The organism is Flavobacterium frigidimaris, assembly GCF_002217275.1.
Lineage (GTDB): Bacteria > Bacteroidota > Bacteroidia > Flavobacteriales > Flavobacteriaceae > Flavobacterium > Flavobacterium aquidurense.
The window spans coordinates 14,691-41,546 of sequence record NZ_MUGV01000019.1 but is presented as its reverse complement, the minus strand read 5'-3'; the positions used below and the strand labels follow the sequence as shown (position 1 = coordinate 41,546).

General features: G+C 32.9%; 22 protein-coding genes. 18 read left to right on the top strand and 4 right to left on the bottom strand.

Features of this window, described 5'->3' with window-relative positions; genetic code table 11:
- Nucleotides 1-62 precede the first annotated feature (62 nt).
- Nucleotides 63-1,040, top strand: a complete 978-nt coding sequence (locus B0A65_RS11645; protein WP_074661243.1) for a YeiH family protein — start codon at nt 63-65, stop codon at nt 1,038-1,040.
- A gap of 15 nt (nt 1,041-1,055) precedes the next feature.
- Here the strand turns inward: B0A65_RS11645 and B0A65_RS11640 are convergent, their stop codons facing one another.
- The gene (locus B0A65_RS11640; protein WP_074661248.1) at nt 1,056-2,006 is read right to left on the bottom strand and encodes a glycoside hydrolase family 68 protein; all 951 of its coding nucleotides are present in this window, start codon (nt 2,004-2,006) and stop codon (nt 1,056-1,058) included.
- Nucleotides 2,007-2,179: 173 nt separating this feature from the next.
- Here B0A65_RS11640 and B0A65_RS11635 point away from each other — a divergent pair, with 173 nt between their 5' ends.
- Nucleotides 2,180-3,178 carry a zinc dependent phospholipase C family protein gene (locus B0A65_RS11635; protein ID WP_074661252.1) on the top strand — a complete coding sequence of 333 codons (999 nt, stop codon included), beginning with the start codon at nt 2,180-2,182 and terminating at the stop codon, nt 3,176-3,178.
- A 192-nt stretch (nt 3,179-3,370) separates the two neighbouring features.
- Here B0A65_RS11635 and B0A65_RS11630 read toward each other — a convergent pair whose 3' ends face one another.
- On the bottom strand, nt 3,371-5,461 hold the full coding sequence (locus B0A65_RS11630) for an LTA synthase family protein (RefSeq protein WP_074661255.1): 2,091 nt from the start codon (nt 5,459-5,461) through the stop codon (nt 3,371-3,373).
- A 197-nt stretch (nt 5,462-5,658) separates the two neighbouring features.
- On the opposite strand from B0A65_RS11630, the gene B0A65_RS11625 reads away from it, so the two are divergent.
- The 10 genes from B0A65_RS11625 to hisIE all read left to right on the top strand — a co-directional run bounded on the left by B0A65_RS11625 (nt 5,659) and on the right by hisIE (nt 15,711).
- On the top strand, nt 5,659-6,324 hold the full coding sequence (locus B0A65_RS11625; RefSeq protein ID WP_074661259.1) for a response regulator transcription factor: 666 nt from the start codon (nt 5,659-5,661) through the stop codon (nt 6,322-6,324).
- Nucleotides 6,325-7,722 (top strand): sensor histidine kinase, encoded by a 1,398-nt coding sequence (locus B0A65_RS11620; RefSeq protein WP_074661263.1) that lies wholly within the window; start codon nt 6,325-6,327, stop codon nt 7,720-7,722.
- Nucleotides 7,723-8,033: 311 nt separating this feature from the next.
- Nucleotides 8,034-8,891: an ATP phosphoribosyltransferase gene (gene hisG / locus B0A65_RS11615; protein WP_065450122.1), complete on the top strand. Its 858-nt coding sequence runs from the start codon at nt 8,034-8,036 to the stop codon at nt 8,889-8,891.
- Between the two features lie 124 nt (nt 8,892-9,015).
- Nucleotides 9,016-10,299, top strand: coding sequence for a histidinol dehydrogenase (gene hisD, locus B0A65_RS11610; protein WP_074661266.1), 1,284 nt, complete (start codon nt 9,016-9,018; stop codon nt 10,297-10,299).
- Between the two features lie 104 nt (nt 10,300-10,403).
- Nucleotides 10,404-11,450 carry a histidinol-phosphate transaminase gene (gene hisC, locus B0A65_RS11605; protein WP_074661727.1) on the top strand — a complete coding sequence of 349 codons (1,047 nt, stop codon included), beginning with the start codon at nt 10,404-10,406 and terminating at the stop codon, nt 11,448-11,450.
- 109 nt (nt 11,451-11,559) lie between these two features.
- Nucleotides 11,560-12,696 carry a bifunctional histidinol-phosphatase/imidazoleglycerol-phosphate dehydratase HisB gene (hisB, locus tag B0A65_RS11600; protein WP_074661270.1) on the top strand — a complete coding sequence of 379 codons (1,137 nt, stop codon included), beginning with the start codon at nt 11,560-11,562 and terminating at the stop codon, nt 12,694-12,696.
- Nucleotides 12,697-12,786: 90 nt separating this feature from the next.
- Complete coding sequence (hisH, locus tag B0A65_RS11595) at nt 12,787-13,368, top strand: imidazole glycerol phosphate synthase subunit HisH (RefSeq protein ID WP_074661273.1); 582 nt, start codon at nt 12,787-12,789, stop codon at nt 13,366-13,368.
- 54 nt (nt 13,369-13,422) lie between these two features.
- The gene (hisA, locus tag B0A65_RS11590; RefSeq protein WP_074661276.1) at nt 13,423-14,145 is read left to right on the top strand and encodes a 1-(5-phosphoribosyl)-5-[(5-phosphoribosylamino)methylideneamino]imidazole-4-carboxamide isomerase; all 723 of its coding nucleotides are present in this window, start codon (nt 13,423-13,425) and stop codon (nt 14,143-14,145) included.
- Nucleotides 14,146-14,230: 85 nt separating this feature from the next.
- Entirely contained in the window at nt 14,231-14,986 is a 756-nt protein-coding gene (gene hisF, locus B0A65_RS11585; RefSeq protein WP_074661280.1) for an imidazole glycerol phosphate synthase subunit HisF, read from the top strand.
- Nucleotides 14,987-15,114: 128 nt separating this feature from the next.
- On the top strand, nt 15,115-15,711 hold the full coding sequence (gene hisIE / locus B0A65_RS11580) for a bifunctional phosphoribosyl-AMP cyclohydrolase/phosphoribosyl-ATP diphosphatase HisIE (protein ID WP_074661283.1): 597 nt from the start codon (nt 15,115-15,117) through the stop codon (nt 15,709-15,711).
- A 73-nt stretch (nt 15,712-15,784) separates the two neighbouring features.
- Here the strand turns inward: hisIE and B0A65_RS11575 are convergent, their stop codons facing one another.
- Nucleotides 15,785-16,363 (bottom strand): carbohydrate-binding family 9-like protein, encoded by a 579-nt coding sequence (locus B0A65_RS11575; RefSeq protein WP_242670273.1) that lies wholly within the window; start codon nt 16,361-16,363, stop codon nt 15,785-15,787.
- Nucleotides 16,364-16,649: 286 nt separating this feature from the next.
- Between B0A65_RS11575 and B0A65_RS11570 the strand changes: the two genes are divergently transcribed.
- Both B0A65_RS11570 and B0A65_RS11565 read left to right on the top strand, forming a co-directional pair.
- Nucleotides 16,650-18,305, top strand: a complete 1,656-nt coding sequence (locus B0A65_RS11570; RefSeq protein ID WP_074661286.1) for a M1 family metallopeptidase — start codon at nt 16,650-16,652, stop codon at nt 18,303-18,305.
- Nucleotides 18,306-18,604: 299 nt separating this feature from the next.
- On the top strand, nt 18,605-18,811 hold the full coding sequence (locus B0A65_RS11565) for a hypothetical protein (protein WP_089069629.1): 207 nt from the start codon (nt 18,605-18,607) through the stop codon (nt 18,809-18,811).
- 97 nt (nt 18,812-18,908) lie between these two features.
- Here the strand turns inward: B0A65_RS11565 and B0A65_RS11560 are convergent, their stop codons facing one another.
- Nucleotides 18,909-20,453 carry a hypothetical protein gene (locus tag B0A65_RS11560; RefSeq protein WP_074661293.1) on the bottom strand — a complete coding sequence of 515 codons (1,545 nt, stop codon included), beginning with the start codon at nt 20,451-20,453 and terminating at the stop codon, nt 18,909-18,911.
- A 155-nt stretch (nt 20,454-20,608) separates the two neighbouring features.
- Between B0A65_RS11560 and B0A65_RS11555 the strand changes: the two genes are divergently transcribed.
- From B0A65_RS11555 to ilvB, 4 genes are all read left to right on the top strand, one after another.
- Nucleotides 20,609-21,784 (top strand): 2-isopropylmalate synthase, encoded by a 1,176-nt coding sequence (locus B0A65_RS11555; protein ID WP_074661730.1) that lies wholly within the window; start codon nt 20,609-20,611, stop codon nt 21,782-21,784.
- Nucleotides 21,785-21,869: 85 nt separating this feature from the next.
- Entirely contained in the window at nt 21,870-22,988 is a 1,119-nt protein-coding gene (gene leuB, locus B0A65_RS11550) for a 3-isopropylmalate dehydrogenase (RefSeq protein WP_074661296.1), read from the top strand.
- A 269-nt stretch (nt 22,989-23,257) separates the two neighbouring features.
- Nucleotides 23,258-24,931 carry a dihydroxy-acid dehydratase gene (gene ilvD, locus B0A65_RS11545; protein WP_074661299.1) on the top strand — a complete coding sequence of 558 codons (1,674 nt, stop codon included), beginning with the start codon at nt 23,258-23,260 and terminating at the stop codon, nt 24,929-24,931.
- 171 nt (nt 24,932-25,102) lie between these two features.
- Nucleotides 25,103-26,791 (top strand): biosynthetic-type acetolactate synthase large subunit, encoded by a 1,689-nt coding sequence (gene ilvB / locus B0A65_RS11540; RefSeq protein ID WP_074661733.1) that lies wholly within the window; start codon nt 25,103-25,105, stop codon nt 26,789-26,791.
- Nucleotides 26,792-26,856 lie beyond the last annotated feature (65 nt).

Below are 26,856 nucleotides of genomic sequence, written 5' to 3'. Positions count from 1 at the left end.
TACGATTGGTGTTTTCAAGATATAGGAGCGACCTTTGTACAATAATTATTAATTAGCCTATTTTGAAAACAAAGCAACATTCTGAAACCCATTTACTCGAAGTGAATCTTTATTTACAACAAGCCGTTTTTGTGTTAATAATCGCATTGTGTTTATTTTCGCTAATTTCTCCGCCAATCGCGTTGTTATTGGGCGTTTTAACCGTAAATATTTTTGGAAATCCATTTGTTGCATTCAATCATAAAGCCATTACTTTTTTATTGCAATTTTCGGTTATTGGTTTAGGTTTCGGAATGAACGCCACATCAGCAATTTCTGCAGGAAAGGAAGGTTTTCTATTGACGATATTTTCCATTTTCAGCACTTTAATCTTTGGAACACTTTTAGGAAAATGGCTTAAAACAGAGAAAAAGACTTCGCATTTAATCTCTTGCGGGACAGCTATTTGCGGCGGAAGTGCTATCGCAGCAATTTCTCCTGTAATTAAATCAAATGAAAATCAAACTTCAATAGCTTTGGGTGTTATTTTTATTCTAAATTCAATTGCTCTATTTGTTTTTCCTTTTATCGGTCATCAGCTCGATCTGTCTCAAAAAGATTTTGGTTTGTGGTGTGCGATAGCTATTCACGATACCAGCTCAGTAGTTGGTGCAGCTAACAAATATGGAACAGAAGCTTTACAGGTTGCCACAACAGTAAAATTGGCCAGAGCTTTATGGATTATTCCAATTTCATTAGGAACTGCCGTAATTTTTAAAAATCAATCTGGAAGTGTCGGGAAAAAAATTAAAATTCCTTATTTTATTGGTTTATTTATTTTGGCAATGCTTTTTAATACTTACTTGCCTGCAACTGCTGTTATTGCACCACATATTGTAGGTGTTGCAAAAATTGGTTTGACTATAACTTTGTTTTTAATTGGTGCAACTTTAAATGTAAATACTTTAAAATCAGTAGGAGTGAAGCCTTTGTTGCAAGGATTTTTTCTTTGGATATTTATTGCTGGTTTAAGCTTGATTTCAATTATTTATTTAAATTAAAGAACCTCAATTGTATTATTTTACATCAGAAAATTTTACAACTGGCTTAGCAGCGACTTTATAACCTTTACCACTAAAAGAATAGCGTTTTTCTATAATGAACTTAAATTGCTTTTTTGATTTGGCCATTTCGACTATTTCCTCAGGCAGGTTGACTTCAAATTCATCGTCAGCTTTTGGTTTATGATACGAACCATTTGTTGTAATGATAATATCTCTGAAAAACTTTTTATTAGTATCACGTACGACTTTACAAGAGCTTGACCAATCTATATTTGGAACGTTAAACATTCTATATCCAGATGTTTCCAGTATGGGTTGATATTTTCCGTCAAGTCCCGCAATAACATAAAAAAAGCCTTCATATGGGCCGCCCGCACCGCCATTTGAATGAACTAATGTAAAAGCATATTGATCTTCTCCAATTTGTAAAAGTTCAGGTTTTGGACATTGGGCAAAAGATCCAAAGGCTGACATCGCGGGTTGAAAAGATCTCATTTCCCATAAATTATTATTTTTTGCAAATTTAGCAATACCTAATAAACCACCTGTAAATCTGCTTGTTTGCAATCCGTCTTCGTCGTAAACAGAATGATTGAAGAACAATAATTTGAATTGATTTCCTTTTGAATCTGTATAATCTTTAGTGGTAAGAAGCCTTGTAGCAACGCCTTCATTATAAGGAAAAATCTGATCACCTTCTTCGCCATTAGCATCAATATATGACATTGGTTTACATTTTTTGCAATTCCAGCTTACAAAAGTATTGTGATCAGAAAGGTTATATAATTTTCCCGGAAACAACTTTTGCATTGTTTTTACAGGATCCATCGGATCGGCAATAGACAGCGTTCTTTTAGGGTTTAAAATAGTATCACTGACACTTTTTAATTGCACAATATCTTCTTGTGCAAAACAAACAGAATTAAATATCAAAAAAAGAAAACTAAGATGAATAAGCCTCATACATTAAAATTTAGAAGAAATATAAAACGAATTTACAAAGAAACTTTTAATATGAACTTAAATCATTTATAGGGTTTAAAAGTTAAGAAAAAATTAATTTACATAATATTTGCTCCTATTCTTTTGAATTATCTTTAAATGAGATAAATTTGACCCCTCAAACAAATTTACAAATGAAAAACTTTAGAATGAAGCCAAGACTAATCGCCTTTTTTGTATTAGCTATTGGATTTTTGACCTTATCATGGGGTATCGTTGGCCACGAGCGTATTAATAAAGCTGCTGTAATGGCTTTGCCTCAACCGCTACAAATATTCTTTTATAATCACATTGATTTTATAACACAAGAAGCCTCTGTTCCGGACATTCGTAAATATGCCCTGAATTATAAAGACGAGAATCCAAGACATTACTTTGATATGGAAAACTTTGGTTCTGCTGACAGTTTGCCAAAAACGATGGAAGAAGCAAAGAAGAAATACAATGCTAAATTTTTGAATGATAACGGGATTTTACCTTGGTATATTGAAGATATGATGGTGAAATTAACTAAGGCTTTTAAGGATAAAAATAGAGCTGAAATTTTATTTCTTGCTGCAGACTTAGGTCATTATATAGGTGATGCGCATATGCCACTTCATACTTCTGCAAATCATGACGGACAATTAAGCGATCAAAAAGGAATTCATTCACTTTGGGAAAGCAGATTACCTGAATTATTTGCTAAAAATTATAAGTTAAATGTTCCGCAGGCACAATATTATGAAGATGTTCATAAAGCAACCTGGGATATGATTAATGATACACATAGTTTAGCGAAACCGTTATTAGACATTGATAAAAAACTGAGAACTGCAACTCCCGAAAATGAAGTTTTTAAAATGGATGCTGATGGAAAAGTATTGAAAAGTAAATACAATACAGCTCTCTTCTCTGATGAATACGCTAAGAAATTGAATAAAGAGTTAAACGGAATGGTTGAAAATCAAATGAAAAAAGCCATTAGTGCAACGGCTAGTTTTTGGTACACTGCATGGGTAAATGCAGGAAAACCTGATTTAAGCGATTTAGATTCACCAGCTGTTACACAAAGAAATAATCAGTCTCTAAAAGATGATTTAAAATTATATCAAAGCGGAGATTTATTTGGAATGAAAAATCAGAACGATTAAAAGGGTTTATTTTGTTTCAGGTTTCAAGTTTCAAGTTGAAATCTCAATAAAAAAAACGCCTCAAATTCTAATTGAATTTGAGGCGTTTTTTTATCACACATTCTTGCGCCATCCTTATTTCTATGATAAAAATGCGGTAGAAACGTCGGTTAAATCTGAAACCTGAAACCTGAAACCTGAAACAAAAAATTTTTACTTTTGATATTTCTTCTGTTTCAACATATCCGAAGCCGTTTGATAGAATGAAATAGTCTCATTCACCAAATCAGTTCTTTCTGTTTCTAATGGAATTTCATCATAATATATTTGGAATTCCGGTGCAACACCAGGTTTTGGCTTTAGTTTTAAAGCGAATTGTTTTACGGTTTGTTTTGGTGATAAAATAGTCAAAACATTATCTTTTATTAGGCCAAGATCCTGATAAGTAGCTATAAAAGCTCTCGGTTTATAATCTTGTTTTAAAACATCCTGACCAAAAAACTTACTTTGATAATTAAAATGTAATAATCCAAAAAGTGTTGGCATCAAATCAATTTGTGACATTAACTGATTGTATTTTGAAGGTCTTCCGGTTGGATCGTAAATAAAAGCCGGAATTCTATATTTGTCTAACGGAAGCTGTGTTTTTCCCGCACTAGAAGCACAGTGATCAGCAACAATAACAAATACAGTATTGTCGAACCACGGTTGTTTACTCGCCATTTCAAAGAATTTTCTCAATGAATAATCGGTATATTTAACACCTCCATCACGAGATTTAATATCACCAGGAATATCAATTTTGTTGTTAGGATAGGTAAAAGGCCTGTGATTGCTCACTGTCATAATATGATTGAAGAAAGGTTTGTTTTCCTTAGCTTCAGCATTCATAACCTTTATGGCTTTGTTATACATATCTTCATCGCAAACTCCCCAAACATTCGAAAATGTGATTTCTTCCGGAGAAAAACTTGATTTGTCTACAATTTGATAGCCGTTTCCAGAGTAGAAATCCTGCATATTATCAAAAAAAGCATCTCCTCCATACATGAATTTTACATTGTAACCTTTTTGTTTAAAGATAGCTCCAGTTGAGAATTTGTTTTTATTATCTTCTCTTTTTACCACACTTTCTCCGGCAGTTGGAGGTAAACACAAAGTCACAGCTTCAAGTCCGCGAACGGTTCTGTTTCCTGCTGCATACAGATTTGTAAACTCAAGACTTTTTTGTGCCAGACTGTCTAAAAAAGGTGTAATATTCTGCTCATTTCCATAAGACTTCATAAATTCGGCACTATAACTTTCAATAGTAATTAAAACTACATTTTTATGATTTTCAATAGAATCACTAGTAATAGCTCTTTGAATATCTTTTCCTGAAATAGCCGGGAACTGTTTTTTTAGCAGGGTAAAAGCCTCTTGATTTGGAAGCGATTTATAAAATTTAAAATAGTCTAATTTGTTATTTTGAAAAGCCAAATAGAATTTATATAATCCGTTAGATTGCAATTCATTAACAAAGACATTTTTAGAATTTTCTGTTTTGGCTAAAGTTGGAATAGCAATTAAGGAAATCGCAAATAAAAAAATATAAACGACAGAAAGTTTTATTTTTTCGTTAAGATTAGGAATTTCTTTAATGAAGTTTTTAGAATTTCTAAGAATAAAATATGTAGCAATTCCAGTTACCAGAAATAAAGCAGAAAATAAAGGAATAACGGGATAGGATTGCATAATATTTCCAATAACTTCATTTGTGTAAATTAGGTAGTTAACTGCAATAAAGTTGTATTTAACACCAAATTCATTCCAAAAGAAATATTCGCTTAAAGCATTTTGAAGAATCAATAAAACATATAAAAAGAGCACAAAAGCAAATAACCAAAATCTAATTTTGTCTCTCCATTTTGGAAGAAAAAGTAAAAGAGCAAAAAGGGCTGTTTTTATTCCGATAAAAATTAAAACAATTCCTGGCAATGCACCTCCGTATTCATCAAATATGCTTTTTCCGGAAGCTACGTATATAAATAGGGCCAGAAAGATGCCAAGAATAATATATCCTGAAGGTTTGCTATATTTTGAATTCGAAATAAAAACCAAGTACAACCATAGAAAGACGCTTGCTATCACAAACACAAAAAAATCAGAAAGAAGACCTAAACTAAAGATTTTCAGGCTCTGAAGAATGGTGAAGCAGCTTTGTGTAATGGGATGGAAAAATAGAACAATTCGCAACAGAAAACTTATAATGAAATAGAATAATGCAAGATTGTAAAACGGGGAAATCTTCTTGTAAAAAGTCATGAAATTATTTTTCTGCAAAATTAATTCCGATTCATTAATTCGGGATTAAGTTACCCTTTTACCTTACTTAGTGTTAACTTAATGTTTCCTTAAGATGATTAAGTTTGTTTTAATCTAACGTTTGGATTCCTTAATGCGTGTTAAAATATTTATCTTTGACTAATTCAAAAGTAATCTAATCTAAATTATAGCGATAAATGCACATTTTAATAGTTGAAGATGAATTAGGAATTGTTCAGTTTCTGCAACAAGGCTTACAGGAGGAAGGCTACGAGGTAACTACGGCTAATGATGGCTCGAAAGGGTTTGAATTGGTTCAAAACCAACAATTTGATCTAATTTTATTGGATTGGATGTTGCCAAAAATTAATGGTTTAGATCTATGTAAAGCCATTAGGATAAAAGATCAGAAAACGCCAATAATCTTTTTAACGGCAAAAGATACTGTTCACGAAACTATTGAAGGTTTAAAAGCTGGCGCGAATGACTACATCAAAAAGCCTTTTAGTTTTGAAGAATTAGTAGAGCGCATAAAAGTTCATTTTAGAAACAGAAAAGGAAGTGAAATTTTAACCTTAGGTGCTATTAAGATTGATTTGTCGAAACATATTGTGCTGAAAAATGAGGAAGAAATAGCGTTAACACAAAGAGAGTTCGAATTATTGACTTATTTAGTTCAGAATAAGGGAAAGGTTTGTACCCGAAATCAGATCTTAAAAGACGTCTGGGAAATCAATTTTGAGTATGATACCGGTGTAATTGATGTTTTTATGAATGCAATTCGAAAAAAACTCAATTTAAAAATTGAAGAAGATTATATAAAAACAATCCGCGGTATCGGCTATATCGCAAATGACTTATAGATGGCACAACTTTCTTTTAAAAACAGAATAGCCTTAAACTATATAATCACTACTGGTTTACTGATTTTAGTGGTGTTTTCGGTAATTTATTCTATTGTAAAACATACTGTTTACAGTCATATCGACGAAAATATAAAGGTTGAAATACAAAATCATTTAGCAGAAATTAAAGTAGTAGGTGATAAAGTAATTTTAATTGATGAAGAAGAATGGAATGAGCGTGAGCACAATTCAGTAGATGTAAATCCCGTTTTTGTCGAGTTCTTAGATTTGAACAAAAAGATTATCGATAAAGCACCTAATCTAAAAACAGAAACGCTTGAATTTAATGATTCTGTTGAAGACTATGAATTGTTTGATACCAAAATGGGAAATCATGCCATTCGCCAAATTCAGGTTCCGCTTCATATAAAGAAGAAACAGATTGGTTATGTGATTGTAGCCATGTCTTTAGCAGATTCTAAAATGGTGCTGAATAATCTGTTTGACATCATGAGTTTGTCTTTTCTGGCGATTTTACTATTGTTGTTTTTTATTGCACGATTTTTTGCCGGAAGAAGTATAAAACCAATAAATGCAATTATAAATACGTCTAAAATTATTACGAAAGATAGCCTTAAAACACGTATTCCGTTACCCAAAACCCGCGACGAATTGTATATACTTTCGAAAACAATAAACAATTTATTAAATCGAATTGAAGATGCAATTGAACGTGAAAAACAATTTACTTCTGATGCTTCGCACGAATTAAGAACACCTTTAACCGTTATTAAAGGAACGCTGGAAGTTTTAATTCGTAAACCTCGTGATAACAAAGAATATGAGGAAAAAATTAATTACTGCATAAATGAAGTTGACCATTTAAATATGCTGGTCGATCAGCTTCTTTTAATGGCTCGTTTTGAGAATCAAAAAAAAACTGTAAACAGAGAACCGGTTTATTTGAATGCTTTAATTTTGGATGTTTTGACATTAAATTCTGAAAAAATAAAAAATAAGAAGGTCAATATCAAATTTGATGCTGTTCAGGATTTTTATATTAAATCGGATACTTTTTTAGTCATTACTATTTTAAGAAATATTATTTCGAATGCAATTAAGTATTCTAATACGAAAGGAGAAATTTTAATTTTACTTTCAGAACAAAATGGGAAAACAGTTTGTAAAATTTCAGACAACGGAATTGGAATTGCAAAAGAAGATTTGGCTAATATTTTAAATCCATTTTTCAGATCAAATTCTACGGATCACCCTGAGATTAAAGGGACAGGTTTAGGTTTGTCTATTGTTAAAAGAACAACTGAACTGCTTGGAATTAAGTTTAAAATTGAGAGTGAAATAGGAGCAGGAACGACAGTTATACTAACTTTTAACGAAAATATGAAAACGTTATAGTGAATTGAGAAAATCTAATAAAAATTGCTGCTGAAATATTTTTTAACAATAAACTATCGTTAAGTTAAATTAAAAATAGCTTTTTTATGAAATTAACTAGTATATTTGCAACCGAATCAAAGAATTATAAAATAAACCAAACAATGATTTCAAATCAATTACATCATCATCATTTTCATTATTGCTCTCAAGCGATGTGTTAATGGTATGCATGTAAATCATCATATTTTAAAACCCGTTTGAGTACATCAAGCGGGTTTTTTAATTCCAATTCTTTGTACTCAAACTATTAATCAGCAAACAACTAAAAAATGAGTACTTTAAAAATTGCAATTCAAAAATCAGGTCGTTTAAACGAAGACAGCATTCAAATCTTAAAAGATTGCGGTATTTCGATTAATAATGGTAACGACCAGTTAAAAGCCGAAGCTTCAAATTTTCCTTTAGAAGTTTTATACCTTAGAAATTCAGATATTCCTCAGTATTTGATTGATGGAGTAGTAGATTTAGCTATTGTTGGAGATAATTTATTAGTAGAAAAAGGAAAACATATTGAAGTAATTCAGAAACTTGGATTTTCAAAATGTAAGGTTTCCGTAGCTGTTCCTAAAACTTTCGAATACAATTCTATTCAGGATCTAGCAGGTTTACGAATTGCAACATCTTATCCAAACACAGTTAACGAATATTTTAATTCTTTCGGATTAACAGTTGATATTCACCAAATTTCAGGCTCAGTCGAAATTGCACCAAATATTGGCCTTGCTGATGCTATTGTAGATATCGTCTCAAGTGGAAGCACTTTGTTCAAAAATAATTTAAGAGAAGTTGAAGTGATTCTTAAAAGTGAAGCTGTTCTGGCGGTTTCTCCAAAAGTTTCTCCGGAAATTCAGAAACACATCGATACTTTAAAATTCAGAATCCAATCGGTTTTAAGAGCTCGAAATTCGAAATATATCCTGATGAATGTGCCAAACGATAAAATTGACGAAATTGGTAAAATTCTACCGGTTTTAAGAAGTTTAACTGTTTTACCATTAGCTCAGGAAGGCTGGAGCAGTGTTCACTCGGTAATCGATAAAGATACTTTTTGGGACGTAATCGATAAATTAAAAGAGGCTGGAGCCGAAGGAATTTTAGTTTGCCCGATTGAGAAAATGGTACTGTAAAAATTTAAATTCCAATTTTTAAATTCCAAATTCCAAAATTCGACAACAGCTTTGCGAACTTTGCGTTTTTTTTAGATAAAGAATAGTAAAAAACCTTGCGCCCTTTGCGGTTAAATTATACAGCATGAATAAAATAGACAATCCAAAACCAGATACCTGGTCAGAAATATTAAAAAGACCAACCAAAACCATCGATGATATCGAAGTTACGGTTAAAGAAATTTTTAAAGAAGTACAGAAAAAAGGTGATGAAGCTGTTGCAAAATACACTTCAATCTTTGACGGAATCACTTTAGAGAATTACGAAGTTACGCCAGCGGAAATTGAGGAGGCAATTAATTCAATTTCTGACGAATTGAAAAGTTCAATTCAATTGGCGAAAGCAAATATTCTGAAGTTTCACACCGCTCAAAAAACAGATCGAATTTCAGTTGAAACAATTGAAGGAGTAAATTGTTGGCAGGAAAAAAGACCAATTCAAAAAATTGGTTTATATATTCCGGGTGGAACAGCGCCTTTGTTTTCAACAGTTTTAATGTTGGCGGTTCCGGCTGAAATTGCAGGTTGCAAAGAGATTGTTTTATGTTCGCCTCCGGATAAAACAGGAAAAATAAATCCGGCGATTTTGTATACTGCTCATTTATGCGGTGTTACTAAAATATTAAAAGTGGGGGGGATTCAGGCAATTGCAGGAATGACGTTTGGAACACAATCAATTCCGAAAGTATATAAGATTTTTGGACCAGGAAATCAGTTTGTAACGGTTGCAAAACAATTAGCAACTCAATTTGGAGTCGCAATCGATATGCCAGCTGGACCTTCAGAACTATTAATTGTAGCTGATGACACAGCAGTTCCTGCATTTGTCGCTTCAGACTTATTATCTCAGGCAGAACACGGAACAGACAGTCAGGTAATTTTAGTTTCTACTTCAATACGATTGATCGAGGCGGTAGAAGCAGAAATTCAAAGCCAAATTGAAGAACTTCCCAGAAAAGAAATCGCTAAAAAAGCAATTGAAAATTCGAAATTGATTTATATAGAAAATGATCAGATTGCTTTAGATCTTATCAATGAATATGGACCGGAACACTTTATAATATGTTCAGAATTTGATGATTTTTATTGTAACGGAATTGTAAATGCAGGTTCGGTTTTTATTGGAAATTATACACCTGAAAGTGCTGGAGATTATGCTTCAGGAACGAATCATACCTTGCCTACAAATGGTTATGCTAAGAATTATAGCGGAGTAAATCTGGATAGTTTTATGAAATCGATGACGTTTCAGAAAATATCTAAAACCGGAATTCAAAATATTGGCCGAGCTATTGAGGTTATGGCTGAAGCCGAAGGTTTACAGGCGCATAAAAATGCTGTAACGCTGAGATTAAAGAGTATAGAGTAAAGAAAATAGAGTCAAGAAGCAAGAAGCAAGAGAAAGAGAGCTAAAAGTATAGATTTGAATCTTGCTTCTTGCCTCTTGATTCTTTCTTCTCAAAACAAAAAGAAATGAAATTCGATATAAATACAATAACACGTGAAAACGTAAAAACCTTAAAACCATATTCATCAGCACGAGATGAGTTTGAAGATTTTGATACTGCCGAAATGATTTTTTTGGATGCCAATGAAAATCCTTTTCAGAATGGTGTAAATCGTTATCCTGATCCGCAACAAAGTTCGGTGAAAGCGATTTTGGCTAAGAATAATAGTGTAAAATCAAGTCAGATTTTGTTAGGAAACGGAAGTGATGAAGTTTTAGATTTACTTTTCAGGGCTTTTTGTGAGCCAAAAATCGATAATATTATTTCGTTGCCACCAACGTACGGAATGTATAGTGTTTTAGCGAATATTAATGCAGTTGAAAATAGAGAAGTTTTACTCTCAACAGATTTTCAGCCACAAGTGGAGAAAATTTTAGAAGCTGTTGACCAGAATACTAAAATCATCTTTTTGTGCTCGCCGAATAATCCAACCGGAAATTCTTTCTCTGACGAAAGTGTGGTGAAATTGCTTCAGAACTTTAAAGGTTTGGTTGTAATTGATGAAGCTTATATTGATTTTTCAGGTAAAGAAAGCTGGTTGATCGAAATTGATGAATATCCAAATTTGGTTATTACACAAACACTTTCAAAAGCATATGGTTTAGCTGGAATTCGTTTAGGAATTTGTTATGCTTCTGAAGCTGTAATTTCGGTTTTAAATAAAATTAAGCCTCCTTATAATGTAAATGAATTAACGCAGCAAAGAGCAATTTTACGTTTGAATGATTCTGATAAAATAAAACAAGAAATAGCTTCAATTATTGAGCAAAGAGAAGAGTTGCTTAAAGTCTTACTTGAAGTAAGTTTTGTAGAAAAGGTTTATCCTACAGAAGCCAATTTTGTCTTGGTTAAAGTAGATGATGCCAACAAAAGATACGGTGAATTAATTGCAAAAGGAATTGTGATTCGCAACAGAAATACTCAGCCTTTATGTGAAAACTGCCTTCGTTTTACGATTGGTATTCCAGAAGAAAATGCAGTTTTGATTAAGGAATTGAAGTTATTAAAATAGAAGAAAGATTATAGAGCAAAGAAGAAAGAAAAAATTGAAAGCGCTTTTTTGGATAGAATTAAAAGTCTATTTTCTTTACTCTTTTTTCTTTATTCTCAAAAAATAAATTATGAAAAAAGTACTTTTTATCGATCGTGATGGAACGATTGTTTTAGAACCAGAAAATTTACAATTAGATAGCCTGGATAAATTGGAATTTTATCCGAAAGCTTTTCAATATTTGGCTAAAATTGCTAGTGAATTAGATTACGAATTGGCGATGGTGACCAATCAGGACGGACTTGGAACGGATAGTTTTCCTGAAGATACGTTTTGGCCAACACACAATTTTATTTTAAAAGCCTTCCAGAATGAAGGAGTTTTGTTTGATGATATTTTTGTGGATCGATCGTTTCCTGAAGATAATGCACCAACACGTAAGCCAAGAACAGGAATGCTGACGAAATATTTGAATAATCCGGAATATGATTTAGCTAATTCTTTTGTTTTGGGAGATCGTTTGACAGATGTTGAATTAGCAAAAAATCTTGGGGCAAAAGCAATTTTCATGAATGTGACAGATGGGGCCGGAAGTAATGAAATTTCGTCTAAACGGGAACAATTAAACGATTCAATAATTCTTCAGACAACCGATTGGAAACAGATATATGAGTTTTTAAAATTAGAAGCACGTTCGGCTTCTATTACCCGTAAAACCCATGAAACAGATATTTTTATTAATGTGAATTTAGATGGAACCGGGAAAAGTAAAATAGATACCGGAATTGCATTTTTTGATCATATGTTAGATCAGATTTCACGTCATGGTCAAATGGATCTGGAAATCTTTGTAAAAGGCGATTTAGAAGTAGATGAACACCACACAATTGAAGATACCGCAATTGCTTTAGGCGAAGTTTTTGCTAAAGCACTCGGAAATAAATTAGGAATTGAACGTTACGGATTCTGTCTTCCAATGGATGATTGTTTAGCGCAGGTGGCGATTGATTTTGGCGGTAGAAACTGGTTAGTTTGGGAAACTGAATTTAAACGTGAAATGGTAGGTAAAATGCCAACAGAAATGTTTTACCATTTCTTTAAATCGTTCTCTGACGGTGCCAAAGCGAATATCAACATAAAAGCGGAAGGTACCAACGAGCACCACAAAATTGAAGCGATTTTTAAAGCTTTCGCGAAAGCAATAAAAGTAGCGGTGAAAAGAGATACAGAAAAAATGATTTTGCCTTCGACGAAAGGAATGTTGTAATGAATTTTGTTTCAAGTTTCAAGTTTCAGGTTTCACGTTTTGTTGAGTAACTTGAAACATGAAACCTGAAACAAAACAAACAAAAAGTAAATGAAAATAGTAATTATAAATTACGGAGCAGGAAATATTCAGAGCATTATGTTTGCTATTGAAAGGCTTGGTTATAAAGCTGTATTGAGTAATGATCCGAACGAAATTCAACAAGCTGATAAAGTGATTTTTCCTGGTGTTGGAGAAGCAAGTTCGGCTATGAAAAAACTGAAAGAAAGTGGTTTGGATAGTTTGATTCCGAATTTGAAACAACCGGTTTTAGGAATTTGTTTGGGAATGCAATTGATGTGTAAATCATCTGAAGAAGGCGACACCAAAGGGTTGAGTATTTTTGATGTTGATGTGATTAAGTTCACGCCAAATGTAAAAGTACCGCAAATGGGGTGGAATCAGATCTATAATTTAAAATCGGATTTGTTCAAAGGAATTTCCGAAAATGAATTTATGTATTTGGTTCATAGTTTTTATGCACCAGATTGTGCTGAAGCCATTGCCACAACAAATTATGAGTTAGAATACGCATCGGCATTACAAAAAGATAATTTTTACGGAACACAGTTTCATCCCGAAAAAAGTGGTGCTGTAGGGGAAAAGATACTTGATAATTTTTTAAAAATATAAAGAGAGATTTAAAGACTTTACGACTTTAGACTTTTAAACTTTAAGACTTAAATAATGAGAATAATACCAGCCATAGATATCATTGAAGGAAAATGTGTTCGTTTGTCAAAAGGCGATTACGATACGAAGATAATTTACAATGAGAACCCGCTTGAAGTAGCAAAATCATTTGAAGCGCACGGAATCGAATATTTACATTTAGTAGATTTAGACGGTGCAAAATCGAGTAAAATTGTAAATTATAAAATCCTGGAACAAATAGCGACACAAACCAGTTTGCAAATTGATTTTGGCGGAGGCTTAAAATCGGATGAGGATTTGAAAATTGCTTTTGAAAGTGGTGCAAGTCAGATTACTGGTGGAAGTATTGCTGTAAAAAACAAAGCAATTTTCGAAAAATGGATTTCAGAATACGGTTCAGAAAAAATCATTTTAGGTGCTGATGCTAAAGACGAAAAAGTCGCAATTTCGGGTTGGTTAGAAGATTCAGATGAAGATTTAGTTCCGTTTATTCAGAATTATCAAACTAAAGGAATTCAATACGTTATTTGTACTGATATTGCAAAAGACGGCATGCTGGAAGGACCTAGTTTTGATTTGTACGGTAAAATTTTGAAAGAAGCGAATGGCATAAAACTAATAGCTTCTGGAGGAATTTCAACTTTTGATGAATTGCCAAAATTAGCTCATTTAGGTTGTGAAGGAACGATAATCGGAAAAGCGATTTATGAGGGTAGAATTTCCTTGAAACAACTAGAAAATTTTATAATTAGATAATGAGAAAATTAGTCAATTAGATAATTTTATGCGAAACGTCAAAAATTATCTAATTATCAAATTTTCTAATTGACACATTAAAAAAATGTTAGCAAAAAGAATCATTCCTTGTTTGGATATAAAAAACGGAAGAACCGTAAAAGGCGTTAACTTTGTTGACTTGCGCGATGCTGGTGATCCTGTAGAATTGGCAGAAATTTATTCGGCTGAAGGGGCTGATGAATTGGTTTTTCTCGATATTTCGGCTACCGAAGAACGTCGTAAAACTTTGGTCAATATGGTGCGAAGTGTGGCGGAGAAAATCAATATTCCGTTTACAGTTGGTGGTGGAATCTCATCTGTTGAAGATGTTGAAATTCTGCTGAATAATGGCGCTGATAAAGTTTCGATTAATTCATCTGCAGTAAAAAATCCGCAATTAATTAATGACTTAGCTCAGAAATTCGGAAGCCAATGTGTTGTTGTTGCTATCGACGCCAAACAAATTGACGGACAATGGATCGTGCATTTAGTGGGTGGAAAAGTACCAACAAAATTAAATTTATTCGATTGGGCTGTAGAAGTTGCTGAACGTGGCGCGGGAGAAATTTTATTTACCTCAATGGACAATGACGGAACCAAAAATGGTTTTGCAAATGAAGCTTTGGCTAAATTATCAGAACTAATCAATATTCCGATTATTGCTTCGGGAGGTGCGGGAAATATACAGCATTTTGTAGATTCTTTTAAAGTAGGTAAGGCTGACGCTGCTTTGGCAGCAAGTGTTTTTCACTTTAAAGAAATCGAAATTAAGGCTTTGAAAGAAGAATTGAGGAATAATGATATTGAGGTTAGACTTTAGAGAATAGAGTATAGAACAAAGAATATAGAGTTTAGAAGAATATAGAGAATAGAACATAGAATAAGGAGTAAAGAGAGAATCTAAAATCTGAATTCTAAAATCTAAAATAATAAATAATCTAAAATAAAATGAATATAGATATTAAAAGCGCACACGGCTTGATTCCAGCCATAATTCAGGATTCAGAAACAAAAAATGTTTTGATGCTGGGATATATGAATGAAGAGTCGCTTCAAAAAACAATAGAAACTCAAAAAGTTACTTTTTTTAGCCGTTCTAAGCAAAGACTTTGGACAAAAGGCGAGGAGAGTGGTAACTTTCTAGAACTCGTAGATATTAAAAATGATTGCGATGGCGATACACTTTTGATTCAGGCGAAACCAGTTGGACCAACTTGTCATACAGGAGCGGATACTTGCTGGCAGGAATCGAATGCAGCAAATTATGGGTTTATTTCTCATTTGGAAAATACTATTAAAACCAGAAGAGAAAATGCTGATTCTGAGAAAAGTTATGTTGCTTCTTTATTTGAAAAAGGAATCAATAAAATTGCTCAAAAAGTTGGTGAAGAAGCCGTGGAAGTGGTTATTGAAGCAAAAGATGACAACGACGATTTATTTCTTAGCGAAAGTGCCGATTTATTGTTTCATTATTTGATTTTATTGCAGGCAAAAGGATTTCAATTGAATGATGTTGTTGATGTTTTGAAGAAACGTCAGAAGTAAAAGATTTTATTTCAGGTTTCAGGTTTCAAGTTATGCGCGATAACCTGAAACCTGAAACAAATTAAACCAATAACTACTCCACAAACTCAAATACCGCAAATTCCTGCGGTTGATGAAATCCAAATTTCAGACTTTTATAAGGCTGTAACGCAAGGTATTCGGTTGTATTACCGTAATCAATTCTAAAAGCATTTCCTTTCCATTTTGTTCCTGCTATAGGTTTCTTAAAATTACCATTTTGAATCTTTTCTAAGCTTGAAAACGGAATCTTAATTTCGGTGGTAAATCCTTCAGCTGTTATTTTACTAGCCGTTTCAAGTCCTTCTATGTCGTAAATCATTGATGTTTTCCATCCACCACAATTAGAAGAAATACATTTTAAAAGCATGTCATAATTGGTTGAAAAAGCATTTACGCCCAGCTCAATATAATCTTGTCCATTTCCATCGGCATCAATAAAAATTTCTACCAAATCATCTGTACTGAAAATTTTTGAATCTTTTTTCTGATTTGATCCGATGATCTTAGAATCAACTGAATTATACGCAATATAAAGGCTCTCGTTATTCCACGAAAGTGAAACCATTGTGCTTTGTGTCGCTTTTTCTCCTGAATTATGAATAACAAATGGGCCGGTAAAAGGTGTTTCCAATCAGCTAAATCACCATCAATAATCATTTTACTATTAGTCGTATGAACGGGTATGTTTTGTGAATAAACTGTTATCGAGCACAAAAAATATAAAAAAGAAATAATTGAAATAGATTTCATAATGTATTAGTGAAAAAATGAACTAGCTAAAATAAAGAACAATAATGAATTTTAACATTAAATTATCCGAATTGAAATTATAAAATTATTATAAACTTGATATGAATGTTTACATTTGTTACAGATTAAGTTCACTTGATTACCCTATTTATTTCAAATTTCTATTTATGAAAAATTACTTTGGAGGCGTTTTTATTGCCTTTTTGGTTGGTTTTAATGCCAATGCGCAAGGACTTTTAAATAAGTCTGAAACCGTTTTTACACATCAGGACACTTTACGCGGAAGCATTACAAAAGAAAGAGCCTGGTGGGATTTAAAATACTATCATCTTGATGTAAAAGTAAATCCTTCTGATAAAACTATTAAAGGCTCAAATACCGTTAAATATACTGTTTTAAAAGAATACAATAAAATGCAGATTGATTTGCAGGAACCAATGCAAATTTATAAGGTCACGCAGGACGGAAAAGAATTGAAATTTGAAAGAGATGGTAATGCTTTCTTTATTCAGTTAACAGCAAAACAAAAAATAGGCGAAACCAAAGAAATTGTAATATCTTTTGGAGGAATACCTAAAGAAGCTATTAAACCACCGTGGGACGGAGGAATTACATGGAAGAAAGACAATAACGGAAAAGATTTTATAGCTTCATCTTGTCAGGGTTTAGGTGCAAGCGTTTGGTGGCCGTGTAAAGATCATATGTATGATGAAGTAGAAAATATGTTGATTAGCGTAAATGTTCCCGGAGATTTGACAGATGTTTCGAACGGAAGACTTCAAAGCGTTAAAAAGGAAAAAGATGGTACAAAAACCTTTAACTGGTATGTTTCGAACCCAATTAATAACTACGGTGTAAACATCAACATTGGAGATTATGTTAATTTCTCTGAAAAGTATAAAGGTGAAAAAGGTGATTTAGATTGTAATTATTACGTTTTGCGTGATAATTTAGCTAAGGCCAAGGAACAATTTAAAGATGCTCCAAGAATGTTAAAAGCATTTGAAAACTGGTTTGGACCTTATCCATTTTACGAAGACAGTTATAAATTAGTTGAAGCTCCTTATTTAGGTATGGAACACCAAAGTAGTGTAACTTATGGAAACGGGTATAAAAACGGTTATTTAGGTCGTGATTTAAGTGGAACGGGTTGGGGGTTAAAATTTGATTTTATCATTATTCACGAATCCGGACATGAATGGTTTGCCAACAATATTACGTATAAAGATATTGCAGATATGTGGATCCATGAGAGTTTTACCAATTATTCTGAAAGCCTTTTTGTGGAATATTATTATGGAAAAGAAGCCGGAGCTGAATATGTTATTGGATGTAGGAAAAACATCCATAACGACACACCAATTATTGGTCATTATGATGTAAATAATGAAGGATCAGGTGATATGTATCCTAAAGGAGCAAACATGTTACATACCATTCGCCAAATTATTAATGATGATGCAAAATGGAAATCGATTTTGAGAGGTTTAAACAGTACTTTTTATCACCAAACAGTTACCTCGAAACAAATTGAAGATTATATCAATGCGCAATCCGGAATTAATTTCAACAGAGTTTTTGCTCAGTATTTAACCACAACTCAAATTCCGGTTTTTGAATACATGTTCAAAAATGGAACTTTAGGATATCACTGGACTAATTGTGTCTCTAAATTTGATATGGCTGTAAAAGTGAAAATAAACGGAGTAGAAACCTGGTTGAAACCAACAACAGAATGGCAGTCATTAAAAACAACAAATGAAAATCGAGCGTTAGAAGTTGATAAAAACTTTTATGTAACGAGTTCTAATATTGTGGAATAACTTAAGTGAATTTCAAATTATAAAATCCCAAATTCCAATTGCTGGAGTTTGGGATTTTTTTATTGCAAGGTGGATTATAAAGAGATGAGACTTTTAAAATTTGCCTAATGGTTGTAAATAAAGGCTTCTTACAAATTTTCAGATATTTTCTAATTTTAATTTAAATATTTGTACGAATATTACCATTTTATTATGTAATTTAGATTTTAATAACCTGAAATAAAGCGATTTATGGTTATTAAAAGCGTCATCCGAAAAGCTAATAGAGTAGGAAACAAACAAAACAAATCAAAACCATTATGAAAAATTTAAAAAACATGAAAAATGCAGAAATCTTAAGTAAAGACGCTCAAAAGTATATTTTTGGAGGCCAACTTCCGTATGTAAATCCAACAATTGGTTTGTGCGATAGATTGTGTGGTCCTGCAGGAGGAGTCCTGAGCATTGCGCCAGGCAAAGGAGATGTTTGCCTGGAAGGTACTTCTACGTGCTGTTACTGCAGATAAAAAAACAAACCCGACAAGATTTACAACTTGTCGGGTTTGTTTTGTATAAATAATTCTTATTGGAATTTGGATTTTTTTAGATTGAATTTTTAACCTTCTACCTGCTGCTCAATTTCGCCTTTTCCTTAATAATATCAGCAATTTTTCGGTTTTCAATTTTACTTTCCAGCCAGGAAATAATATCTAAATACAGGAAAGCTCTTTTTTCGTAAGTGTTTTTCTCTAATTCAATAAAACGTTCCCGCATCTTAATAAATTCCTTTTTAATGTCTGCCGGATAGAAGTTATTCAGGTTTCTTAAGAATTTGATAATTTCCTTTTGAACTTCATGTAAATCATTCATTTTCAATAAAAACTTGTACGTACTCTTAAGATGATTTTCTAAGTAATAGTCTTTTCCTAACTCATAATGTGCAATCAACGATAATAGTCTCGCAAAACACATTAAATCCTCTCGCATCGATAAGTTCTTATTATTGATGATTTTATCTAAATAAAAAATACATTCGTTGTACTTTTCATTTCCAAAATATATAGATGCAATTTTATAGAAAAATAACATTTCATGATGTTCATCAAGATGTTCACTATGAATTTTTATTTTCTCTAAAATCTCCGGAATCAAATATTCGCTTTCAGCAAATGTACCTTCAAGGATGTGTAAATTTAACTTATTGTTATATACATATAAAAAGGATAGCGATGCAATGTTATCGTTTACCGGAAATTTTGGATCTGCAATTGTTTCTTCTAATAAAGTTAAATATTTCTTGAAATTAGATTGATATTTCAACATATATAAAGACTCTAAAAAGTAATGATTTCCTTTTAGAAAAAATACAGGGTTTTGATAAATCATATTTGAATTATCATAAAACAGTCTAACCCATTTATAAGCATATTTATAACTGGCTAAAAAATCCTGAACAAGGAAACTACGCCAAAGATTAGCATTGTAAAACCAGTATTTTTCGCGGAAACCAAATTTGCTTTCGTCTAATTTGGCGATATGTTTATTGAAATAATCATCAATATATTTATACTCTTCATCATTTTTTACATAACCAGTTTTCAGCATAATTCCGTATAACTGAAGTGATAAATTTGATAGTTTGCTTGAAATTGTATTTCGATAATTCAGTTCTTTTGCCTGAATAACTAATTCATCTGCACGCCCCTGAATACTTCGTGTAATATATTGCGATTCGATTAGCTTTTCGAATTCCACAATTTCATACGCCATATATTTTTCATCATTTTCAAGTGCAATGATTTTTGTCTTATCCAGAATTTTTAAACTCTGTTTGTAAAGACCTTTATTATATAAAATACCTGCAAAATCAATTTGTTCACGCAATTGATATCGAATATTCTGACTAGGAATATTCAATCGAATGCTTACTAAAATCTGTTTGTATAAATATGATTTTAAATTAGATAACTGTATTTTTTTGATGATTCCGCTCTTTAAAATCAGCTTTTCATCATAGGTTTCGGACTTGTCTAAAATATTAAATAACTCGATGAATTTAGTATTGGAACTGGTCTCTAATCGGCTCGCAAAAATTTTAAACTGTCTTTTCTCGGATTTGGAAAGCGATTTTATCAGAACAAATAAGAAATCTTTTTGATGGTTAGCCATTGTAAAATATAATAATGTAACTTATTGATTACTAAATAATTAACTCGTTATAAATTGTGTTATGAACAGTATAATTTCATTAAAATGAATTTCATACTGCGTAAGTACAATATATATTTGTTATCAAGATGTGAAATTACATTAAATAAATGAATATGAATAGAGAGAAAGTTCAAATTTTTGACACCACTTTGCGCGATGGTGAACAAGTTCCAGGATGTAAGTTAGATACTAAGCAAAAATTAGTTATCGCAGAACGACTAGACAAAATGGGAGTTGACGTTATCGAAGCAGGTTTTCCTGTGTCAAGTCCGGGCGATTTTTTATCGGTCTCTGAGATTTGTAAAATTGTAGAAAATGCAACCGTCTGTGGACTAACAAGAGCCGTAAAAAACGACATTGATGTTGCTGCAGCTGCCTTAAAGCATGCTAAAAGACCTAGAATCCACACTGGAATCGGAACATCTGAATCTCATATACTCCATAAATTAAATACTACCAGAGAAGATATTATTGCCAGAGCAAAATTTGCAGTATCTCATGCTAAATCATATGTAGAAGATGTTGAATTTTATGCAGAAGATGCTGGTAGAACAGATAACGCTTTCTTAGCGCAGGTTTGTGAAGAAGTAATTAAATCCGGAGCCACAGTATTAAATATTCCTGATACAACAGGATATTGTTTGCCAGAAGAATACGGAGCAAAAATTAAATATTTAAAAGAAAACGTAAAAGGAATTGAAAATGTAATTCTTTCCTGTCACTGTCATAATGATTTAGGAATGGCAACTGCAAACTCTATTGCAGGTGCGATTAATGGAGCGAGACAAATAGAATGTACTATTAATGGTATTGGTGAAAGAGCTGGAAATACTGCACTTGAAGAAGTAGTAATGATTTTCAAGCAACATCCTTATCTTAATTTAGATACAAACATTAATACAAGAGAGTTAAACGAAATGAGTCGTTTGGTTTCTGAAAGTATGGGAATGATTGTACAGCCAAATAAGGCTATTGTAGGAGCAAATGCTTTTGCACACAGCTCAGGAATTCACCAGGATGGTGTGATCAAAAACAGAGCGACTTACGAAATCATGGATCCGCTTGATGTGGGTGTAAACGAATCATCTATTATTTTGACTGCAAGAAGCGGAAGAGCTGCTTTGGCTTACCGTGCTAAAAAAGTAGGCTATGAGCTTACTAAAGTACAATTAGATATTGTATACATTGAGTTTTTGAAATTCGCTGATATTAAAAAAGAAGTTATCGATGCTGATATTCATCAGATTATTGAAGCTTCAAAAATTCAGGGAGACTTGATCAGAAGCTAGTTGAAAAGAACCTAGTTGAAAAGAACAAAGAAAATAGAACAAAGAACAAAAATAAAAGATTTAAATACATAAAGAACGAGACGTTATGAATTTGAAAATAGCAGTTTTACCAGGAGACGGAATTGGACCGGAAGTAATTTTACAAGCCAAAAAAGCGTTGTACGCAATTGGCGAAGTGTACAATCATGAATTTGTTTTTGAGGAAGCGCTGATGGGGGCGATTGCCATTGACAAAACGGGAAATCCGCTGCCGGAACAAACGCTTAATCTTTGCCTGAATACTGATGCTGTTTTATTTGGAGCAATCGGAGATCCTAAATACGATAATAATCCAAATGCAAAAGTTCGTCCGGAGCAGGGATTATTGAAATTGAGAAAAGAATTGGGATTGTTCGCGAATATTCGTCCAATTAAACCTTATAAATCATTACTTGATGCTTCTCCTTTAAAAAGAGAAATTATCGAAGGCGCAGATTTTACTATTTTCAGAGAATTAACAGGTGGAGCTTATTTTGGAGCTAAAACATTAAATGAAGAAGGAACACATGCTTCTGATTTATGTGAGTATTCAGAAGAAGAAATTACCAGAATTGCACATTTAGCTTTTAAGTCGGCACAAAATCGTCGTAAAAAGTTAACAATGGTAGACAAAGCAAATGTTTTGGAAACGTCAAGATTATGGAGAAAAGTAGTTCAGAAAGTGGGCGAAAGTTATCCTGATGTGGCTTTAGACTTTTTATTTGTGGATAATGCAGCAATGCAGATCATCTTAAATCCAAAACAATTTGATGTGATTTTGACAGAGAATTTATTTGGAGATATTTTATCAGATGAAGCAAGTGTTATTACAGGTTCTATTGGTTTATTGGCTTCGGCATCTTTAGGAGAAAAAAATGCATTGTTTGAACCTATTCACGGTTCGTATCCACAAGCAAAAGGAAAAAATATTGCCAATCCAATTGCTTCAATTTTATCAGCGGCCATGCTGTTAGAACATTTTGGCTTATTTAAAGAAGCCAATGTAATTTATCAGGCAATTGAAAAAGCTATTGAATTTAAAGTGGTTACTGTTGATTTAAAAGCGGATTCAAAATTCGGTACAAATGAAGTAGGGGAGTTTGTTTCTAATTTTATTTTCAGCAAAGACGATTTGCTATATTTTAATAATGACAACGTTCATATCGGACAATCGACAATTGTTTAATATTTTTTGTTAAAACTTAAAAGAAATAACAAGAAGTATCTAAAATGTTGAGATTTTATTTTTTTAGTAACGTAAGTTTTTATACTTTTGTCACACTAAAAAAATAACAAGATGCAAATCTCAATTATTATTACTTCTGTCGTTGTTGTCAATGTGATTTTCACATCTGCATCGGGAATGGTATAAATATAATTGAAAAACTATATTATAAACCTTCCAAATACTGGAAGGTTTTTTTTTGAATAAAAATTAAAATAAATTAATACATAATGGAATTAAATAAGTACAGCAAAACCATCACTCAAGATCAAACACAACCTGCGGCGCAAGCGATGTTGTATGGGATTGGTTTAACTGAAGAAGATTTGAAAAAAGCACAAGTAGGTATTGTGAGCATGGGTTACGATGGTAACACTTGCAACATGCACCTGAACGATTTAGCAAAAGATGTTAAAAAAGGTGTTTGGGATGCAGATCTGGTCGGACTTATTTTTAATACTATTGGTGTTAGTGACGGAATTTCTAACGGTACTGAAGGAATGCGTTTTTCATTGGTTTCTCGTGATGTAATTGCAGATTCTATTGAAACTGTTGTGGGAGCACAATGGTATGATGGTGTAATTGCCATTCCTGGTTGTGATAAAAATATGCCTGGTGCATTAATTGCAATGGGGAGATTAAACCGCCCATCGATGATGGTGTACGGAGGATCAATTCATTCAGGAAAATGGAAAGGAGAATCTTTAAATATTGTATCTGCTTTTGAAGCTTTAGGAAAAAAAGTAAAAAACGAAATCACTCCTGAAGATTTTAAAGGAGTAATTCAAAATGCATGTCCTGGTGCTGGTGCTTGTGGCGGAATGTATACAGCAAATACAATGTCTTCAGCAATCGAAGCATTAGGTATGAGCTTACCATACAGTTCTTCAAATCCTGCTTTGAGTCAGGAAAAAAGAGACGAGTGTCTGGCTGCAGGTGAAGCAATCAAAATATTATTAGAAAAAGATATTAAGCCAAGAGATATTATGACTCGCAAAGCTTTCGAAAATGCTATTACAATAGTAGCTGTTTTAGGAGGTTCTACAAATGCAGTTATGCACTTAATTGCCATGGCACACGCTGTTGATATTAAGATTACTTTGGATGATTTTCAGGCAATTAATGACAGAACACCAGTATTGGCTGATATGAAGCCAAGTGGTAAATATATGATGGAAGATATTCATGAAGCGGGAGGAATTCCTTCAGTAATGAAATATTTATTAAAAGTAGGATTGATTCACGGAGATTGTTTAACGGTAACCGGAAAAACAGTAGCTGAGAATTTAGCATCTACTCCGGATTTACAAGATGGACAACAAGTAATTCATGAAATTCAAAAAGCATTAAAACCAACTGGAAATATTCAGGTTTTATACGGAAATCTTGCTTCTGAAGGTGCTGTTGCAAAAATCAGCGGAAAAGAAGGAGAATATTTTGAAGGACCAGCTGTTGTATTTGAAGGTGAATTTGAAGTGATTCCTGGTCTTGAGGCCGGAAAAATAAAACCAGGCAATGTAGTCGTCATCAGGTATTGTGGACCAAAAGGTGGTCCGGGGATGCCTGAAATGCTAAAACCTACATCAGCTATTATTGGTGCTGGATTAGGAAGTACTTGTGCTCTTATCACAGACGGCAGATTCTCTGGAGGTTCACATGGCTTTGTCGTAGGACATATTACACCAGAGGCTTATGATGGTGGTGGTATTGCACTTGTAAAAGATGGTGATTTAATTGCTATCGATGCAGTAAAAAATACAATCGACCTGAAAATTTCCGACGAAGAATTTGCGGCTAGAAAAGCGGCTTGGGTTCAACCACCGTTAAAAGTTACAAAAGGAGTTTTGCTAAAATACGCCAGATCGGTTTCAAGCGCTTCTACAGGTTGCGTTACCGATAACTAATTAAATAACAATATCAAAAATCAATGACAATGACAATAACTATATCAAAAATCAAATAGCAAAAAAAAACAAAAAATCAATTTAGAATTTATCATTGAAATTGATTTTTGACATTGCGATTGAATTTTGATATTGATTTTTGAAATTGACATTGATAAAACAAAATATACTATGAAAATATCAGGGGCAGAAGCCGTTATAAGATGTTTATTAGAAGAAGGAGTAGACTTAGTTTATGGATATCCTGGAGGAGCCATAATGCCGGTTTATGACGAATTATATAAATTTCAGGACCAATTACACCACGTTTTAGTACGTCACGAACAAGGTGCAACTCACGCAGCTCAGGGATATGCCAGAGCTACAGGAAAAGTTGGAGTAGCCATTGCTACTTCAGGTCCGGGAGCAACAAATTTAGTTACCGGAATAGCAGATGCTCAAATTGATTCAACTCCAATGGTTTGTATTACAGGCCAGGTTGGAAGACATTTATTAGGATCTGATGCATTTCAGGAAACAGACATTATTGGAATTTCAACTCCGGTAACCAAATGGAATTTTCAGATTACTGAAGCTTCTCAAATTCCTGAAATCATTGCAAAAGCATTTTATATTGCACGTTCTGGACGTCCAGGGCCTGTATTAATTGATATTACTAAAAATGCTCAATTTGATGAGTTTGATTTTAGTTATGAAAAATGTACTTCAATAAGAAGTTATGTTCCGGTTCCAAAATTAAAACTAGACAAAGTGGCTGAAGCTGCTGCTTTAATTAATAGTGCTAAAAAACCTTTCATAGTTTTTGGTCAGGGAATTATTTTGGGTCAGGCCGAAGAGCAATTGAAAGCTTTTATTGAAAAATCAGGAATTCCTGCAGGTTGGACTATTTTAGGTCTTTCAGCTTTGCCAACAGATCATCCTTTAAACGTTGGGATGTTAGGAATGCATGGAAATTATGGACCAAATATGCTGACTAACGAATGTGATGTTTTAATTGCATTAGGAATGCGTTTTGATGACCGTGTTACCGGAAAGTTAGCTACATATGCTAAGCAGGCAAAAGTAATTCACTTTGAAATTGATCCTGCTGAAGTTGATAAAAACGTAAAAACAGAAGTAGCTGTTCTAGGAGATGTAAAAGAAGCTTTAAGTGCACTATTGCCTTTAATTGAGAAAAAATCTCATGATTTATGGCATAATGAGTTTAAAGAATTGTACAAAATAGAAGTTGAATCTGTTATAAATGAAGAATTAAATCCAACGAATGGAAAAGGTATTTCTATGGGTGAAACTATGGAGATGATCAACAAACATTCAAAAGGGGATGCGATTATTGTTTCTGATGTTGGCCAACACCAAATGTTTGCCTGCCGTTATGCGAAATTTAATTCAACTAAAAGTAATATTACTTCTGGTGGTTTAGGAACAATGGGATTTGCTTTACCAGCGGCTATCGGGGCTAAAATGGGAAGACCGGATCGTGAAGTTGTTGCTATTATTGGTGATGGTGGATTCCAGATGACTATTCAGGAATTAGGAACTATTTTCCAGACAAAAGTACCTGTAAAAATTGTTATTTTAAATAATGAGTTTTTAGGAATGGTGCGTCAATGGCAGGAATTGTTCTTTGATAACAGATATGCATCAACAAAAATGATTAATCCAAATTTTGTCGCTATCGCTGAAGGATATCATATTAAATCTAAAAAAGTAACACAGAGAGAAGATTTGGATGCAGCTGTCGCAGAAATGATGGCTTCAAAAGATTCTTATTTCTTAGAAGTTATGGTAGAAAAGGAGAATAATGTTTTCCCCATGATACCAACAGGAGCCTGTGTTTCAGAGATTAGATTAAGCTAAAGAAAAAGTTTCAGGTTTCAGGTTTATATTGTTTCAGGTTGTACAACTTGAAACTTGAAACCTGA

Excerpts from the sequence above, each read along its gene's own strand:
- hisIE (WP_074661283.1), top strand. The coding sequence starts at position 15,115 with ATGAATATAGATATTAAAAGCGCACACGGCTTGATTCCAGCCATAATT.
- ilvB (WP_074661733.1), top strand. The coding sequence starts at position 25,103 with ATGAAAATATCAGGGGCAGAAGCCGTTATAAGATGTTTATTAGAAGAA.
- B0A65_RS11565 (WP_089069629.1), top strand. The coding sequence starts at position 18,605 with ATGAAAAATTTAAAAAACATGAAAAATGCAGAAATCTTAAGTAAAGAC.
- B0A65_RS11560 (WP_074661293.1), bottom strand. The coding sequence starts at position 20,453 with ATGGCTAACCATCAAAAAGATTTCTTATTTGTTCTGATAAAATCGCTT.
- B0A65_RS11620 (WP_074661263.1), top strand. The coding sequence starts at position 6,325 with ATGGCACAACTTTCTTTTAAAAACAGAATAGCCTTAAACTATATAATC.
- B0A65_RS11640 (WP_074661248.1), bottom strand. The coding sequence starts at position 2,006 with ATGAGGCTTATTCATCTTAGTTTTCTTTTTTTGATATTTAATTCTGTT.
- hisG (WP_065450122.1), top strand. The coding sequence starts at position 8,034 with ATGAGTACTTTAAAAATTGCAATTCAAAAATCAGGTCGTTTAAACGAA.
- hisD (WP_074661266.1), top strand. The coding sequence starts at position 9,016 with ATGAATAAAATAGACAATCCAAAACCAGATACCTGGTCAGAAATATTA.
- B0A65_RS11630 (WP_074661255.1), bottom strand. The coding sequence starts at position 5,461 with ATGACTTTTTACAAGAAGATTTCCCCGTTTTACAATCTTGCATTATTC.
- hisH (WP_074661273.1), top strand. The coding sequence starts at position 12,787 with ATGAAAATAGTAATTATAAATTACGGAGCAGGAAATATTCAGAGCATT.
- B0A65_RS11570 (WP_074661286.1), top strand. The coding sequence starts at position 16,650 with ATGAAAAATTACTTTGGAGGCGTTTTTATTGCCTTTTTGGTTGGTTTT.
- B0A65_RS11625 (WP_074661259.1), top strand. The coding sequence starts at position 5,659 with ATGCACATTTTAATAGTTGAAGATGAATTAGGAATTGTTCAGTTTCTG.
- ilvD (WP_074661299.1), top strand. The coding sequence starts at position 23,258 with ATGGAATTAAATAAGTACAGCAAAACCATCACTCAAGATCAAACACAA.
- leuB (WP_074661296.1), top strand. The coding sequence starts at position 21,870 with ATGAATTTGAAAATAGCAGTTTTACCAGGAGACGGAATTGGACCGGAA.
- hisF (WP_074661280.1), top strand. The coding sequence starts at position 14,231 with ATGTTAGCAAAAAGAATCATTCCTTGTTTGGATATAAAAAACGGAAGA.
- hisA (WP_074661276.1), top strand. The coding sequence starts at position 13,423 with ATGAGAATAATACCAGCCATAGATATCATTGAAGGAAAATGTGTTCGT.
- hisC (WP_074661727.1), top strand. The coding sequence starts at position 10,404 with ATGAAATTCGATATAAATACAATAACACGTGAAAACGTAAAAACCTTA.
- B0A65_RS11635 (WP_074661252.1), top strand. The coding sequence starts at position 2,180 with ATGAAAAACTTTAGAATGAAGCCAAGACTAATCGCCTTTTTTGTATTA.
- B0A65_RS11555 (WP_074661730.1), top strand. The coding sequence starts at position 20,609 with ATGAATAGAGAGAAAGTTCAAATTTTTGACACCACTTTGCGCGATGGT.
- hisB (WP_074661270.1), top strand. The coding sequence starts at position 11,560 with ATGAAAAAAGTACTTTTTATCGATCGTGATGGAACGATTGTTTTAGAA.